Source organism: Opitutia bacterium, from assembly GCA_016217545.1.
GTDB lineage: Bacteria > Verrucomicrobiota > Verrucomicrobiia > Opitutales > Opitutaceae > Didemnitutus.
The window spans coordinates 365,920-382,385 of record JACRHT010000012.1 but is presented as its reverse complement, the minus strand read 5'-3'; the positions used below and the strand labels follow the sequence as shown (position 1 = coordinate 382,385).

General features: G+C 68.5%; 10 protein-coding genes. 2 read left to right on the top strand and 8 right to left on the bottom strand.

What is annotated here, in order from left to right; genetic code table 11:
- Positions 1-120: 120 nt before the first annotated feature.
- Both HZA32_08610 and HZA32_08605 read right to left on the bottom strand, forming a co-directional pair.
- Positions 121-1,431: a histidine kinase gene (locus HZA32_08610; GenBank protein MBI5424137.1), complete on the bottom strand. Its 1,311-nt coding sequence runs from the start codon at positions 1,429-1,431 to the stop codon at positions 121-123.
- Entirely contained in the window at positions 1,428-2,180 is a 753-nt protein-coding gene (locus HZA32_08605; protein MBI5424136.1) for a response regulator transcription factor, read from the bottom strand. Before HZA32_08605 ends, HZA32_08610 begins: the two co-directional genes overlap by 4 nt.
- A 186-nt stretch (positions 2,181-2,366) precedes the next feature.
- On the opposite strand from HZA32_08605, the gene HZA32_08600 reads away from it, so the two are divergent.
- Positions 2,367-3,596, top strand: a complete 1,230-nt coding sequence (locus HZA32_08600; GenBank protein MBI5424135.1) for a hypothetical protein — start codon at positions 2,367-2,369, stop codon at positions 3,594-3,596.
- Positions 3,597-3,600: 4 nt separating this feature from the next.
- Positions 3,601-9,639, top strand: a complete 6,039-nt coding sequence (locus tag HZA32_08595; protein MBI5424134.1) for a delta-60 repeat domain-containing protein — start codon at positions 3,601-3,603, stop codon at positions 9,637-9,639.
- 131 nt (positions 9,640-9,770) lie between these two features.
- Here the strand turns inward: HZA32_08595 and yjfF are convergent, their stop codons facing one another.
- From yjfF to HZA32_08565, 6 genes are all read right to left on the bottom strand, one after another.
- A complete protein-coding gene (gene yjfF / locus HZA32_08590; protein MBI5424133.1) occupies positions 9,771-10,721 on the bottom strand; it encodes a sugar ABC transporter permease YjfF in 951 nt (316 codons plus the stop codon).
- Positions 10,718-11,785 (bottom strand): ABC transporter permease, encoded by a 1,068-nt coding sequence (locus tag HZA32_08585; GenBank protein MBI5424132.1) that lies wholly within the window; start codon positions 11,783-11,785, stop codon positions 10,718-10,720. The genes yjfF and HZA32_08585 overlap by 4 nt, the downstream gene beginning before the upstream one ends.
- A complete protein-coding gene (locus HZA32_08580) occupies positions 11,778-13,286 on the bottom strand; it encodes a sugar ABC transporter ATP-binding protein (GenBank protein MBI5424131.1) in 1,509 nt (502 codons plus the stop codon). The genes HZA32_08585 and HZA32_08580 overlap by 8 nt, the downstream gene beginning before the upstream one ends.
- 115 nt (positions 13,287-13,401) lie before the next feature.
- Positions 13,402-14,334 (bottom strand): ABC transporter substrate-binding protein, encoded by a 933-nt coding sequence (locus tag HZA32_08575; GenBank protein ID MBI5424130.1) that lies wholly within the window; start codon positions 14,332-14,334, stop codon positions 13,402-13,404.
- Between the two features lie 80 nt (positions 14,335-14,414).
- The gene (locus HZA32_08570) at positions 14,415-15,800 is read right to left on the bottom strand and encodes a HAMP domain-containing protein (GenBank protein MBI5424129.1); all 1,386 of its coding nucleotides are present in this window, start codon (positions 15,798-15,800) and stop codon (positions 14,415-14,417) included.
- Positions 15,797-16,465, bottom strand: coding sequence for a response regulator transcription factor (locus HZA32_08565; GenBank protein MBI5424128.1), 669 nt, complete (start codon positions 16,463-16,465; stop codon positions 15,797-15,799). The genes HZA32_08570 and HZA32_08565 overlap by 4 nt, the downstream gene beginning before the upstream one ends.
- Position 16,466 lies beyond the last annotated feature (1 nt).

Below are 16,466 nucleotides of genomic sequence, written 5' to 3'. Positions count from 1 at the left end.
GGTGAGGCGCGGCCCGGGGCACGCCGCCTGAGACGAGGCGCACGCCGGCGCAGTTCCGCGCCGTGCGGCTCTATGGGACGAAGCGTCCGGGAAATGTTGCCGCGCGCGCCTGCGCGGCGGTCAGCCGGCCGGGATTTCCCGGAACGGCACTTCCATCCGCGCCGTAGCGCCGGTGGGATTGCGGATCAGGTCGAGCGACGCGCGCGCGCCGTGCAACGTGGCGAGGCGCGCGCGGATGTTAGCGAGGCCGACGCCGCTGGATGGTTTCGGCGCGCCGCCGGGCGCCTGCGGATCGGCGGGCTCGTCGGTCACTTCGACCACCAGCCGCTCGCCGCTGCGCCACGCGTGCAGGCGGATGACGCCGGCGCGGCCGTTGAGGCCGTGGATCACGGCGTTTTCCAGCAGGGGCTGGATCGACAGCGTCGGAATGGCGGCGAGCGCGGCGGCGGGATCGACGCGGAACTCGACCCGCAGCGTTTCGCCGAAGCGCACCTGTTGAATCTTCAGGTAGTGGCTCGCCATCTCGATCTCCTCGGTGAGGCGGACCTCGGCGTTGCCGCTTTTGTTGAGCGTGGTGTGCAGCAGCGCGCCGAGCGAGCAGATCATCTCGTCGGCCGCTTCCGCATCGCTGCGCACGAGCGACGAGATCGCGTTGAGCGAGTTGAAGAGGAAGTGCGGCTGCAACTGCAGTTGCAGCGCAGCGAGCCGGGCGACCGAGAGCTGCGCCTCCATCTGGGCGGCGCGGCGGGCGGCGCGTTGGAAATAGAGCACGTGCGCGACTGCGACGAGGCACCAATAGAGCGGCAGAGACTGTCGTCCACGCAGGAACCACGGCGGTGGCTTCATGCCGAAGTGCGTGATGTCGCCGTTTTCGCTGCGGACCCACCCTTTACCGGCGCCGCGCTCGAAAAAAATCTCCCGCGGTTCTGCGCGGCCGGCCGGCGGAGGGGGAGGCACCGCGATATGTTCGCCGCTGGCGACGAGTTGGCCGCCCGGTGCCGACGGGCCCGACGCCCAATCCGGCCGCAGCGCCGTTTGCTCGCCGGGCGCTCCTGCCCCGTTCCGATGGAAGGAGAAATGCGTCGTTATCGGGCTCGGGCTGGAGATGAAGCCGCCGGGCGACTCGAGGCAAAGCACGGCGATCGCGGTGGCGAAAGCGTGGATCACCAGCGCGCGCGGCCAATGCGGACCCGCGATCGGAAAGCGCAGGCAAAGCCAGACGGCCGCCGGGGCGACGAGCGCCCACGGGGCGAGTCGCATGGTGGCGAACCGGATGTTGTCGCCGAACGGCATGAATCCGCTCAGCCACGGCTGGATCGAAAACAGGAAGCCCAGCGCGATCCAGCCGGTGGGCAGCCACCACCACTGGCGAAAGGTGAGCAGCGGCGGCGCTTCGCCGGCCGTTTCCGAAGGCGACGGTGAATACGTCACGCGGCGGTCCCTTCGCGTCGTGCGCGGGCGGCGGTGCGTTTCTCGAGGCGGTCCTGGAGCTCGCGGAAATTGCGCTGCAGCCGCACGCGCGCGCCGCTGCGGAGCAGCAGCACGTGCTCGCCCGGTTCGTCGAAGAGAACCTCGTTCACGCGATCGAGATTCACCGCGGCGGAGCGGCCGGTGCGGAAAAAGAGATCCTCGCCGATCTCGGCGAGCGTGTCGGTCATGGTGCCGCGCAACACGTGGTTGCCGCTCGAGGCGTGGAGCACGACGTAGTTCGCCGCCGCCTCGATCCACTCGATGTCGTTCACGTGCACGACGACGTAGCGGTCGCGCGATTTCACCAGCAGGCGGTCGCTGCGGCCCACGCGCGTCGTGTCGGTCGTGGCCGCGAGGCGGGAGCGCGCGCGGCCGAGGGCGCGGCTGAATTGCTCCCGGCTGTAGGGCTTGAGGAGATAGTCGACCGCGTTGGCGCCGAACGCGTCCACGGCGTGTTGCGGAAAAGCGGTGGTGAAGATCACCGCCCGCGCGCCTTCGTCGAGCGCGTGCGCCACCTCGAGGCCGTCGAGCGGCGGCATCTGGATGTCGAGCACGAGGATGTCCGGCCGGATTTCCCGGGCGAGGCGGAGCGCGTCGGCCCCGTTGGTGGCCGTGGCTGCGATTTCAACGTCGGTTTCCGCGGCGAGCAGGCGCCGGAGCTTGTCGAGGGCGAGCGGCTCGTCGTCGGCAATGAGGGCTTTCAATTTCATCTCGATGGGTGTGTGCGGGGGTTGGACCGCGACCAATGGCGTTGGAGCCGAAAATGACACAACCATGCGCCACGGCACGCTCGCTGCGGCCAGTCCGCATCGTTTCGCCGCGGTTTCGTCCCTGCGGAGGCGACGTTGGTCCCGAAGTGGTCGCGGGAAATTTTTCCGGCTGTCTAAAACCGCCAAATGGTTTTCCGCCCCGTCCTCCTGATGGCGGGTGCGCTGGTGTTGTCCACCGCGCCCCTTCTCGCCCAATCGCTGCCCCCGGCTCCGGCCACGGAACAATCCGAGGACGAGATGATCCGCGACCTCAACGCCATCGACGAGCTCGCCGTGCCGCGCAACCAGATGGCCTTCTCCCTGCGCTTCGGCGGCCAGCTCAAGGCGAAATTCCGCAACGTGGGCACGATCTCCTCCTCGCTCGACCTCAAGGACACGACCACCGAGGCGAACCGCACCTACAACGACGGCTTCGTCAATCTCCGCAACACGACGGACTCCGACGGCACGCCCACCGCCAGCGACGGCCGGACCAACTATTGGAGCTACGCCTCCGCCTCGCAGGTCAGCAGCGATCTCTCGAGCATCAATCTCCACCGCTACGAGACGGACGGGCAGGGCACGTCGGTGAGCGCGAAGAGCAGCCCCTCCATCGGCATCGACGTCGAGGGCTCGCGCGAACTCTGGCGCTTCGGCCGCTACCTCGGCCCGGGACGCCGCGTGTGGACCGTCGGCGCCGAGCTCGGCGTCGGCCTCAACACCCTCAACGCCAAAACCACCGGCTCCATCTCCGTGACGCTCCACACCATCACCGATTCCTACTCGCTGCTCGGCGCCGCGCCTCCCGGTGGCGACCCCTCCAGTTCGGACAGCACCGGCTACACCGCGCCGTCGACCACGACCCAAACCGTCACCAACGCCGACGGCACGACCACGAGCCAGACGATCAACACCACGACCTATCTCGCCAGCACGCCGGAGAGCCGCGTTGAGACCATCACGCCCAACGGCGGCACGGTGAACGGACTCTGGCAGGTCAAGGGCGCCTACTTCGGCGTGCGCGCCGGCCCGTGGCTCCGCTGGCAGCCGAACGAGCGTTTCTCCATGCGCCTCGCCCTCGGCGGCACGGTGAGCGTCGTCGGCCTGCGCATGCGTTACGCCGAGACGCTCGACATGGACAACCTGACCACCGCCGTCGAGGCAGGCGACGAATCGAACGCCTCCACCCAGGCGCAAGTCGGCGTGTTCAGCGGCGTCGACGCCGAGTGGTGGTTCAGCGAGCGCACCGGCTTCTTCGGCAGCGCCTCCTACGAAATCTCGAATCGCGAGGGCGACCTGACCCTCGGTGGCCGCAGCGCGCTCGTGAAAATGTCCACGGGCCTCGGCATCCGCTCGGGCCTCAACTTCAAATTCTGACGGCATGAAACTCCTCCGCTTCCTCACGCTCCTCGGGAGCCTCGTGCCCGCGCTGCTCTGGGCGTTCGATCCGAACGCCAACGGCAACATCTACGCCACCGCCGTGCAGGGCGACGGCAAGGTCATCCTCGGCGGCGGTTTCACCGCCGTGCAACCGCCCAGCGAAGCCGCGCCCGTGACCCGCCAGCACCTCGCGCGCTTCAACGCCGACGGCACGCTCGACGCGTCGTTCAGTCCCGTGTTCGACGGCGATGTCGTTGCCGTGCTCGTGCAATCCGACGGGCGCATCGTCGTCGCGGGCAAGTTCACCACCGCGCAGGGCACCGGCAGCAGCAGCGCCGTGGCGCGCTCGGGCCTCGCGCGCCTCAACGCCGACGGCTCACTCGACACCGGCTTCGACCCGCGCCCCACTGGCGGCAGCTTGTCCACCGCGCAGGTCGCGACCCTCGCGCTCGACGCGAGCGGAAACATCCTGATCGGCGGCAGCTTCACCACGCTCCAACCGGGCGGCAGCGGCGCCACGATCGCTCGCGGCCGCATTGCACGCCTGACGAGCGGCGGCGCGGTCGACACCAGCTTCGCACCGAATTTCAACAGCCTCGTCTTCGCCCTCACGGTGCAGCCCGACGGCAAGATCCTCGTCGGCGGTGGCTTCACCACGGTGCAGAACGGCGCCGCCGCCGCAGTCACAGCGACGCGTCTCGCCCGGCTCAACACCGACGGCTCGCTCGACGCCAGTTTCGCCGTCCTCGCCAACAACCGCGTGCTCTCCCTTGCCCTCGAGTCCGACGGCTCGATTCTGGCCGGCGGCGATTTCACCAAGGTGCGCGGTTCGTCCGACAGCGGCGACCAGACCCGCAGTTTCCTCGCGCGCTTCCGCAGCGACGGAACGCTGGACAGCTTCGAGCCGCGGCCCGATGGGAGCGTCTCGACCGTCGTCGTGCAGCGGGATGGAAAAATTCTCCTCGGCGGCGACTTCGCCTCCTTCCTGCCGGCCAATTCCGGCACGACCACCTCGCGCGCCTACCTCGCTCGCCTCGCCGTTGACGGCTCGGTCGACACCAGCTTCGCGCCGACGCCGAACGCCGCCGTGCGCTCGCTCGCGTTGCAATCCGACGGACGCATCGTGGTCGGCGGCCTGTTCACGCGGTTCTTGCCCGCCGGTGTCACCGATGGCGTTCTGCGCAACCACGCCGCGCGTCTCCTCGCCAGCGGCGACCTCGACGGCTCGCTGGTGGGCGCCGAGGACGGCAGCATCTCCGTCGCCGCCGTCGAGTCATCGGGCAGCATCATCGTGGGTGGCACCTTCAACACGCTCGGCGGCCTCACGCGCCAAAATATCGCGCGCATCCTCAGCGACGGCACGATCGATCCGGCTTTCAACCCGGTCCTCAACGGCACGGTCTCCGCCATCGCCGTGCAGACCGACGGCAAGATCGTCATCGGCGGCTCCTTTACCAAGGTCGGCAGCACCACGCGCACCTACCTCGCCCGCCTCAACACCGACGGCTCGCTCGACACCGCCTACGCGCCCGGGCCGAATGGCGCGGTGTTCGCCCTGTTCCTCAAGAGCAGCGGCAGCGTCCTCGTCGGCGGCAACTTCTCCACCTGGTATACCGAGAACGACAGCGACACCACGACGGACAACACCACCGACAACGTCAGCCGCGCCTACCTCGCCGAAGTCGATTCCAGCGGCAAGGTCACGAGCCTCGATTGGACGGTGAACAGTTCGGTCTACACGATCACGCCGCAGTCGGACGGGAAGCTCCTGCTCGGCGGCGCGTTTTCGTCCATCAAAGGCACGACCCTCCAAGCGATCGCGCGCGTCAGCACCGACGGCACCGTCGATTCTTCCCTCAACCCCACCCCCAACGGCAGCGTCCGTGCCATCGCTGTGCAGACCGACGGCAAGATCCTCTTCGGCGGCACGTTCACCACGCTCCAACTCGACGACGGCGAAGGCGACGACGACGACGAGGATGGCACCACCAACGACGACGCCGGCCGCCGCAATCTCGCGCGCCTCAACGCCGACGGTTCGCTCGACAAGACCTACAACCCCGGCGCCGATTCGACCGTCACCGCCATCGCCACGCTCGCCGACGGACGCGCCGTGATCGGCGGCTACTTCACCCACGTCGGCCCGAGCGACGTCCTCGCCCGCAAATACCTCGCCGCCATCGGCACGACGGGCACGCCGGACAGCAGCTTCACCACGCAGACGAACGACCGCGTCTATGCCGTCACGAAGGCGACGAACGGCACGCTTTATTTCGTGGGCCGCTTCACCACCGCCAGCAGCGGCACGAGCGATACCCTCGCGGCGAGCAACCACATCCTGCGCCTCGCGAGCGACGGCACGTTCCAGTCATCCTGGACGGTCAGCGCCTCGAACCCCAATGGCGCGCACGTCGCCGCCATCGCGCCGCAAACCGACGGACGCGTGCTCGTGGGCGGCTCCTTCACCAACCTCGGCGGACAAACCACGACCAACCTCGCTCGTTTCTCCGCCGCGGGCGTGCGCGACACGTCGTTCACCACCAGCGCCGACGGCACGGTCAACGCCCTGCTCGTGCAGTCCGTCACCGCCTCCTCCGCCACGAAGACCAACGCGCTCGCGTGGTTCGAATCCGGCGGCGCCGTGCGCACGTCGTTCGGCCGCGGCGACATCTCGAACCTCACCGGCCGCATCAACGCCGTGCTCATCCTGAACGACGGCTCCCTCCTCGTCGGCGGCGCGTTCACCATCACCGGCAGCAGCATCAAGCACCTCGCGCACTTCCGTGCCGGCGGCGCGCTCGACACCGCGTTCGACCTGTCGCTCGACGCCAGCGTGGCCGCGCTCGCGCTGCAGACGGACGGCAAGATCGCGGTCGGCGGCGCGTTCACCACCGCCGGCGGCTACACCCGCACGTATCTCGCGCGGCTGAACTCCGATCTGTCCGTCGACACGACCTTCGCCCCGCCCGCGCTCAACAGCAGCGTCGCCACGCTCGTCGTCCAATCAGACAACGCCATCGTGGTCGGCGGTTCGTTCACCAGCGTCGAAGTGGACGACGGACAGAACGACGACGATGACGGCGACGGCACCAAGACCGACGACACCGGCCGGACCTACATCGCGCGTTTCAAGGCCGACGGCACGCTCGACACGAGCTACAACCCCACGGCGAACGGTGCGGTCGCGGCGCTCCTTCGGATGCCGGACGGCAAGATTCTCGCCGGCGGCTCGTTCACGACCTTCGCGCCCAATGGCGGTTCGTCGACGTCGGCCGCCTACCTCGCGCTGCTCAATACCGATGGCTCGCTCGACACCGGCCTCGCGCCCACGCCTAACGGCCCGGTGATGGCCGTCGCGCGCCAGTCGGACGGAAAAATTCTCTTCGGCGGCAACTTCACCACGTTGCAACTCGACGACGGCGAGAGCGACGATGACGACGGCGACGATACGAAGACGGACGACGCCGACCGCCACAACCTCGCGCGCCTCAACGCCGACTACACCCTCGACAAGACCTTCAAGCCCGAGCCCGACGCCTACGTGCAGGCCATCGCCGTGCACGCCGACGGCCGCATCTTCATCGGCGGCGCGTTCTCGAAACTCGGCTACGATCCCAAAAACACCGACGCCGGCGTTGGTCGCAGCTACGTCGCCGCGCTGACGAGCAGTGGCGCGATCGACACGTCCTTCAATCCGGCCGCGGACAACTACGTTTACGCGATCGCGCTGCCCGCCGACGGCTCGCTGATCATCGCCGGCGCGTTCGGCGATCTGCGCTCCGAAGCGCTGCTCTATCTCGGCGGCGACTTCTCCGCGGTCGGCGGCGTTTCCCTTCCGCGCCTCGCCCGCCTCACCGTCGACGGCAGCCCGGACGGCAGCTTTAGTCCGTCTCCCAACGGCGCCGTCCGCGCGCTTGCGGCGCAGGCCGACGGCGGCGTGCTCGTCGCCGGCGATTTCACTTCGATCGCCGGCACGACGCGCAATCGCCTCGCGCGCTTTACCTCCGGCGGCGCGCTCGATGGCAGCTTCGCGCCGTCCGTGGACGGCACGGTGCGCGCCTTGGCGGTCACTCCGTCGGGCGCTATCGTCATCGGCGGCGATTTCGCGAACGTCGCCGGCTCCGCCCGCTCCCGGCTCGCGCGTCTGACCTCGTCGGGCGCGGTGGACGGATCCTTTTCGCCGTCGATCAATGGGCCGGTTCGGGCCGTCGCAGCTCTGCCCGACGGCCGGATCCTGATCGGCGGCGAATTCACCTCGGTCGCCGGCCAGACGCGCAACAACCTCGCGCGCCTGAACGCCGACGGCTCGCTCGACACCGCGTTCAACCCCGCGCCCGACGGCGGCGTCTACGCGCTGTCCGCGCGCGTCGACGGCACGGTGCTCGTCGGCGGCGCGTTCACGAACATCGCGGGGCAGAGCCACGCGAAGCTCGCGCTGCTCAAGGCCGACGGCTCACTCGACACCACGTTCGCCGCGACCGCCAATGCCGCGGTGCACGCGCTCACCGGCTTGCTCGACGGCCGCGCGTTCGTGGGCGGCGAGTTCACTACGCTCGGCGGATCTGCGGACTATCTGTTCAGCCGCGCGAGCGGCGCCACCAGCGGCGCCTACAGTTTCTCGGTCGGCTCGGACCTGCGCTCCGCCTCGTGGACGCTCTCCGGCTCGGCCGCGAATTTCGTCTCGGTGACGCTGTCGTATTCAACCAACAGCAATCTGTGGACGACATTGGGGACCGCCACGCCCTCGTCCGACGGCAAGACGTGGGCGTGGTCTGGCTCGACCGCGCTGCCTTCCGGCACGAACTACCTGCTCCGCGCTCGCGCCATCACCGTGGGAGCCGGCGGCGGCGCGGCCGGCGTCACGGAGGCCTATTGGCAATTCTACAACACGACCGCAGCCGGCACCGTCACCGTCGGCGTCTATTCCGGCTCGAGCGGCAGCTCCGGTTCGTCCGGCAGCAGCGGCTCGAGCGGCGGCAGCTCGGGCTCGAGCAGCGGCACAGTGTCGCTGACCGGCACGCGCTACGCCTCGAGCACCAACTCCGGCGCGACGGGTTATTTCGCGGACTTCAGCGCGCTGCTGCGCCTGAAGGGCAGCGAGGTGCAGTTCGTGAATTTCGTCATCGCCGGTGCCAACTCGCGCCGCGTGTTCATCCGCGCCGCCGGGCCGGGCCTCTCGCGCATGGGAATTTCCGACTACGCGACGAAGCCGAAGATCGAGCTCTACACCGGCACCGGTGCCTTCTGGGCCGCGGGCACCACGCCGGTCACCGACGCCGCGACGATCGCGCTCGGTAATTCTCTCGGCGCACTCACGCTCGCCTCCGGCGACGCCGACAGCGCGCTCGTCACCACTCTCACGCCGGGCTCCTACCTCATCGCCGTTTGGGACGGCGCGGGCGCGGGCGGCGCGGTGATGACCGAGCTGTTCGAAGCGGACGGCAACGTGCCGTCGAAGCTCGTCGCGTATTCCAGCCGCGGCGGCGAGAGCACCAACACCGGCACACAGGCCGTCGAGTTCACCATCAAGGGCAGCTCGAATCAGGGCGTGCTCGTCCGCGCCCTCGGGCCGGCGCTGTCGGCGCAGAGTCTCAGCGGCGGCAACAGCGATCCGACGCTCCAGATCCAAAACAGCTCCGGCACCACTATTGCCACGAACGACAACTGGGAAACCCCCACGACCACGTCCGGCACGTCTGGCGCCACCGCGACGCAGTTGAGCACCGTCGCGACCAACGTTGGGGCGCCCGCGCTCGCGACCGGCAGCAAGGACGCGGCGATCTACGTCTCGCTCGCCCCCGGCAGCTACACCGCGAGCGTGTCGGGCGTCGGCTCGGCGGCCGGCTTCACCGAGCTCGAAATCTACGAGGTGCCCGCCACCACCGGGACTTCCTCGAACGGCACTTCCGGCACGACGACGAACGACACCAACAGCTCGTCGAACAGCTCGGGTGGTGGCGGCGCTCCCGCCCCGTGGGCCGCCGGCCTGCTCGCACTCGCGCTGCTCTGGCGCGCGCACGCGCGACGTCCGCGGAAGTGAATTCACCGTGCGCCGCCGCGCCGTTCCCCGCTCGAGTAACCTAATAGGTTACTCGGGTCCGCCGCGCCACCCGGGCATTGTTGCTCATTGAGCACCAAACTCCTCGCACACGCGCCGACGTGAGGCCGCGGCTACTTGCTTCGTGGCAGGCGCACGCGTTGCAGCAGGACGAACGTCAGCAGCAGCGCGCCGACGACGATCCGCATCCACCACGAACTCAGACGGCCGTCGAACAAGATGGCCGCCTGGATCGTGCCGTAGATCAGCACGCCGAGCACCGTGCCCATGATGTGGCCGCGGCCACCGCGCAGCAGCGTGCCGCCGATCACGACCACCGCAATCGCGTCGAGCTCGAGCCCGGCGCCCATGCTCGAATTGCCGGAGCCGGTGTAGAGCGAGGCAACGATGCCCGCGAGCGCCGCGCAACCGCCGTTGATGGCGTAAACCGCGACGCGCGCGCTTCCGACTGGCAACCCCATCAGCAGCGCCGAATGCTCGCTGCCGCCGATGGCGAACAGCGTGCGACCGAACCGCGTGTGATGCGCCACGATGTAGCCGAGCAGCACGACGGTGAGGGCGACCAAAACCGTTGTCGGCAGCGCCGCTGGACCGAGTGTCAGCTCGAACGAGGCGAGTTTTTCATACCACGGATGCGCGATGCCGACCGACTCCGTGTTGATCCAGAACGCCGCGCCGCGCATGAAGAACATGCCCGCGAGTGTGACGAGAAACGCCGGCAGCCGGAACAGCTGGATCAGCAGTCCCATGCCGCCGCCGAACAACACGCCCAACGCGAGTGTCACGCTCCAAGCCGCGAGCGGCGACCAGCCGCGTCCGAGCAGCGTGGCGGTGAGAATCGACGAAAAGCCCACGACCGAGCCGACCGAGAGGTCGATGCCGCCGGTCAGGATCACGAGCGTCATGCCGATCGCCGTGATCGTGAGAAACGCGTTGTCGGCGATCAGGTTCACCGCGAGACGCGCCGAGAAAAAACCGTCGTAGAGGCACGATGCCGTGACGAACAGCGCGACGAAGATCGCGGCGGTCAGCGCGAGCGGAGAAATTCGGCGCGGCAGTTTCATGCGGCTCCTTTCGCGCCCGGCAGGAAACGCCGCAGGCGTGCGCGCAGTTCCTCGGATTGGATCAGGCAGACCGCGACGATCACGATCGCCTTCGGCACCGGCGCGATCGCCGGCGGCACGCCGCGGTAATACATCGTCGTCGTCAGCGTCTGGATCAGCACCGCGCCGAGGAACGTGCCGAGCAGCGTGAAGCGCCCGCCGGTCAGCGCCGTGCCGCCGACGACCACGGCGAAGATCGCGTCGAGTTCCGCGTTTTCGCCGGCGCGGTTGGCGTCGGCCGCGCGGATGTTCGCGGCGGTGAGCACGCCGGTGAGGCCGGCGCACAGTCCGGAGAAAACGTAGGTCAGCGCCTTGATGCGCGCTGCGGCGATGCCGACGAAGTGGCTCGCGGTTTCATTGTCGCCGACCGCTTCGATGAACAAGCCCGCGGCCGTCTTGCGCAGCAGCAGGTGCGTGCCGACGAATGCCGCTGCGACGAGCAGCGGCGCGACCGGCAGGCCGAGAAGGTAGCCGTTGGCGAGGTATTCGAAGCCGGCGTGAGAGAAGATGATCACCTGTCCGCCCGAAATCAGCTGCGCCACGCCGCGGCCGGCGACCATCAGGATCAGCGTGGCCACGATCGGCTGCAGTCCGATGCGCGCGACAAGCGTGCCGTTGATCGCGCCGCCGACCACGCCGACGCCGAGCGCGGCGGCGAGCGTGAGAAACAGTCCGGCGCCTTGATTGAGCAGCAAGGCCGACACCGCGCCGGCGATCGCGACGAGCGAGCCGACGGACAAATCGACGCCGCCGGTGGCGATGACGAGCGTCATGCCGAGCGCGAGCAACGTCGTGCGCGAGCCTTGCAGGAGAATGTCGACCGGCACGCCGTAAACGTGGCCGTCGCGCCAGCCGAGTTTCAGGAAGGCGGGATCGGCGAAGAGATTGACCGCGAGCAGCGCCGCGATGCCGCCGAGCAGCCACGCGTGCTCGCGCACAAAGGCGAACGAGGCGTGCGCCGCGTTCGTGGCGCCGCCAGGGACGGCGGCGCCCACCTCGGGCGGATTTTGCACCGAGTCACTCATGGCCGGACATCACGCGCATCAGTTTCGCCGTCGTCAGCTCGGCGCCGGCGGGCACTTCGCCCGCGAGGCGCCGCTCGCGCATGACGAGCACGCGGGTGCACGTGCGCACGATGGATTCGATTTCGGAGGAGATGAGCAGCACGGCCAGACCTTGCGCGCGGAGCTGCTCGATCAGCGCCTCGATCTCGGCTTTCGCGCCGACGTCGATACCGCGCGTCGGCTCGTCGAGGATGATGAGCTGCGGCTGCGTCGCGAGCCAGCGGGCAAGGAGGACTTTCTGCTGGTTGCCGCCGGAGAGATTCTTGATCGCCGTCTCGGCGTCGGCGGTCTTGATGCGCAGGGCGCGGATGTAGTGCGCGCACAACTCGTCCTGCTGGGCGCGCGACAGCGTGCGCCAGAGGCCTTGCTTCGCCTGGAGCGCGACGACGAGATTTTCGCGCACGGAGAGATTCGGCAAAATGCCCTCGGTCTTCCGGTCCTCGGAACAGAAAGCGAAACCGAGTCGCACGGCGTCGCGCGGACTGGCGATGTGGTGCGGCGCGCCGGCGCTGTGGAGCGTGCCGGCGTCGGCGCGGTCGATGCCGAAGAGCAGGCGCGCGGTCTCGGTGCGGCCCGAGCCGAGCAGGCCGGCGAGGCCGACGATTTCGCCCCGCCGCAGCGCGAACGAGCACGCGTGCACGGCGCCGCGGCGCGCTAGACCGTCGGCTTCGAGGACGCTCGCGCCGGTCGCGGCGCCTGCGGCTTGTTCGCCGGTGCGGCCGGCCTCGTCCTTCACTGCGTGGCCGAGCATGTGGCTGACGAGTTGCAGGCGCGGCAGTTCGGTCGCGGGATATTCGCCGACGAGCTGGCCGTTGCGCAGGACGGTGATGCGGTCGCTGACGGCGTAGACCTGATCGAGGAAGTGCGTGACGAAGACGATGCCGAGGCCTTGCGCGCGGAGCTGGCGCATGAGCTTGAACAGCTCGGCGACCTCGGCCTCGTCGAGGCTGGCGGTGGGTTCGTCGAGCACGAGCAAGCGCGCGCGCAGGTCGAGCGCGCGCGCGATGGCGACCATTTGCTGCGTGGCGACGGAGAGCGTGCCGAGTTCGGCGTCGACGTCGCACTCGATCGCGAGCCGCGCCAGCGCTTCGCGCGCGTGGCGGCGCAGCGCGCGCCAATGGATGAAACCCGCGCGTCCCGGCTGGCGGCCGAGCGCGATGTTCTCCGCCACGGAGAGCGACGGGATGAGATTAACCTCCTGGTAAACCGTGCTGATGCCGGCGGCCTCGGCGTCCTTCGGCGACGCGGGCCGAATCGCGGCGCCCGCGAGTGTGAGCGTGCCTTCGTCGGGCGTGTGCACGCCCGTGAGAACCTTGATCAGCGTCGATTTGCCGGCGCCGTTTTCGCCCATCAACGCGTGGATTTCGCCGGCGCGGACGGTGAAGTCCACGCCCTGCAAGGCTGTCACCCCGCGGAAGCGCTTGGTGATGCCGCGAAGGGCGAGGAGGGTAGAGTCAGGCACGGGAGCGGGGAGAAGGAGCAAGAATCAAGGGACAAGTATCAAGGAGACGGCGCAGGCGGTCGGGTTCTTGTTACTTGGAACTTGTCACTTGCCACTTGGCGCGGCGCAGTCGCGCTCAGTATTGCCGCGTCGGCAGAGCAGCAGCGGCGTTCTTGGCGTCGAAGAGCTCGTCCTTGTTGTAGGCTTTCTTTGGGACGGTTTCGCCAGCGAGGAGCTTCGCGACGGTGTCGTAAACCTTCGGGCCGAAGAGCGGGTTGCATTCGACGGTGCAATTAAGGCGTCCGTCGGCGACGGCCTTCACGGCTTCGCGGATGGCGTCGATGCTCACGAGAGTGATGTCTTGGCCGGGTTTGAGGCCGGCTTCCTCGATGGCCTGCGCGGCGCCGAGCGCCATGTCGTCGTTGTGCGCGTAAACGATCTGGATGGCTTTGCCGTGTTTCTTGAGGAAGGCCTCCATGACTTGCTTGCCGCCGCTGCGCTCGAAGTTGCCGCTCTGCGAGTCAATGATCTTGAGCTCGGGATGACTCTTCAGCGCGTCGGCGAAGGCCTTGCGGCGCTCGTTGGCCGGCGCGGAGCCGGGCGTGCCCTGCAGTTCGACGATCGTGCCTTTGCCGCCGGTGTGCGCGGCGAGCCATTCGGCGGCGAGGCGGCCTTCTTCGTAGAAGTCGGAGCCGATGAAACAGGCGAACAGCGACTCGTCGGCGGTCTGGATGCTGCGGTCGGTGAGGATGACGGGAATCTTCGCGCGCTTCGCTTCGCGGAGCACGGGGTCCCAGCCGGTCTCGACGATCGGTGCGATGACGATGGCGTCGACGCCCTGCGTGATGAACGAGCGGACGGCGCGGATCTGGTTCTCCTGTTTGCCCTGGGCGTCGGAGAACTTCAGCTCGATGCCGCGCTTGGCGGCCTCGGCTTTCATCGACTCGGAATTGGCGGTGCGCCAGGCACTCTCGGCGCCGGTTTGCGCGAAGCCGACGCGGAGCGGCTTGGCGATGAGGAAGGCGGGCAACAGCAGCGAAACGAGCAGGGCGAAGCGCAGGGTTTTCATCGGGGAACAGCGGGTTGAGCGGGGCGGCGATGACTAAACTTTCGCCCGGGGGCGTTTGCACGCGTCGATTCGCTTGACCGTCAAGTTTTCGGGACAGGCATGGAGCGCGGCAGCGTCACGATCACCCGCAGGCCGCGCGCATCGCGCCGGTTTTCCGCGCGGATGTTGCCGCCGTGCAGCTCCGCGATCGCGCGGCAGATCGCGAGTCCGAGACCGTGCCCGCGGGGCGCGTCCGGCGTGTTGTCGCGGTTGAAGCGCACGAAACGCTCGAACACACGCGCGAGCTGTTCCTCGGGCAGACCGGGACCTTCGTCGGAAATCACGATGACCCAGTGCTCGCCCTCGGGCCTCGACTCGAGCGTCACCGCGCCGCCCGCCGGCGAAACCGCCACGGCGTTGGCCACGAGATTCAGCAGCAATTGCCGCAGCAAGTCCGGATCGATCGTCAGTTCGCCCGGCGCGTTTTCGCCGCACTGAAATTTCGCGCCGCGATCCTCCGCCAGCGCCTGCGCGTCCTCGCCGAATGCCGCCACCCACGCCGCGAGGTCGACGTGGCGCCGGTTCAGCGGCACGGCGCCGGCCTCCGAGCGCGCGAGGAAAAGCAGGCGGTCGATGATCTGGTTGAGCGAGCCGATCTCTTCGAGGATGTCGTCGACCGCGCCGCGCAGTTCTTCCTGTCCGTCGACGCGCTGGCGGATCTTCTCGGCGTTGAGGCGCACGAGCGCGAGCGGCGTCTTCAGCTCGTGCGACGCGTCGGCGGAAAACTGTCGCACCTGTTCGAACGAGGTCTGCAGGCGGTCGAAAGTCTCGTTCAACAGGCGCGACAACGAGCCGAGTTCATCGCAACTGGTGATCGGAATGCGCTGCCCGAGATTGTCCGCGCTGATCTTCCGCGCCGTGGCCTCGATGGCGCGGAGCGGACGCAAGGCGTGCCGGCTGAAGGCGTAGCCGAGCCCGATGCTCAGCAGCGCCACGCCGGCGACGAGTCCGAGACTGATGCGGATGTAGTCGCTCAGCATGCGCTCTCCGCCGGCCAGCGTGCTGCCGACCACGATGCGCCACGGGCCGCTGCGATACGACGAGAGGTGCACGCGCCCGAGGAACGGCAGCCGCGCGGTCCAATGCCGGTTCGCTTCGCCGTTCGCCGGCAGGATCGTCTCGCCGAGGTTGTCGGAGCGGAAGACGACCTTCTCGCCCGGCGCCACCACCTGGATGAGGAACAGGGCCGCGTCGCTGTCGGCGTCGTGCTGGATGCGTTGCTCGACCTCGTCGGCGGTCAGCCGCGTGTCGTTGCCGAGCAACTTGCCGATCTCGGCGGCCTCCACGTCGTGCAGGAGTTCGAGGCCGTGCTCGATCTGGTGGTTGAGCAACAGGCCGCCGGCCAACAGCACTGCGGTCGTCGTCAGCGTGACGAGGATCGCGAAGCGGGCCGTGAGCCGCGCCGTGAACGTGCCGAGGAATTTCATGCGAGCTGATAGCCCGTGCCGCGAATCGTCTTGATGAACGGCCCGCTGCCGGGGCGCTCGAATTTCTGCCGCAGGCGCCGCACGTAGACGTCGATCAGGTTCGTCTCGAGATCGTAGGACGCCTCCCAGACTTTTTCCGCGATGAGCGTGCGCGTGAGCACGCGGCGCGGGTTTTGCAGGAACAACTCGAGCAGCGCGAACTCGCGCGTCGTCAGCTCCACCGCGCGGCCGTCGCACTCGGCGATGCGCGAGAGCAGGTCGAGCCGCACGCCCTTGTGTTCGAGCACGGTGCTGCGCTGGCCGGTGCTCGGACGCCGCAGCAGCGAGCGGACGCGCGCGACGAGCTCGTCCACGCTGAAGGGTTTCGGCAGGTAGTCGTCCGCGCCGAGATTCAGGCCGCGGATGCGATCCTCGACGGCGTTGCGCGCGCTGAGAATGAGCACCGGCTGGTCGAAGCCGCGCGCCCGCCATTGGCGCAGCAAGTCGAGCCCGTCGCCATCGGGCAGGCCGAGGTCGAGCACGACGGCGTCGTAGGGCGACTCCACGAGCGCATCCCACGCCGCGGCGCACGTCGCGACTCGCCGCACGGTGTAGGCTTGTTCGGCGAGCGCGCTCTCCAGGAAGCGCGCGACCTTGGGCTCGTCCTCGACAATCAGGATTTTCATC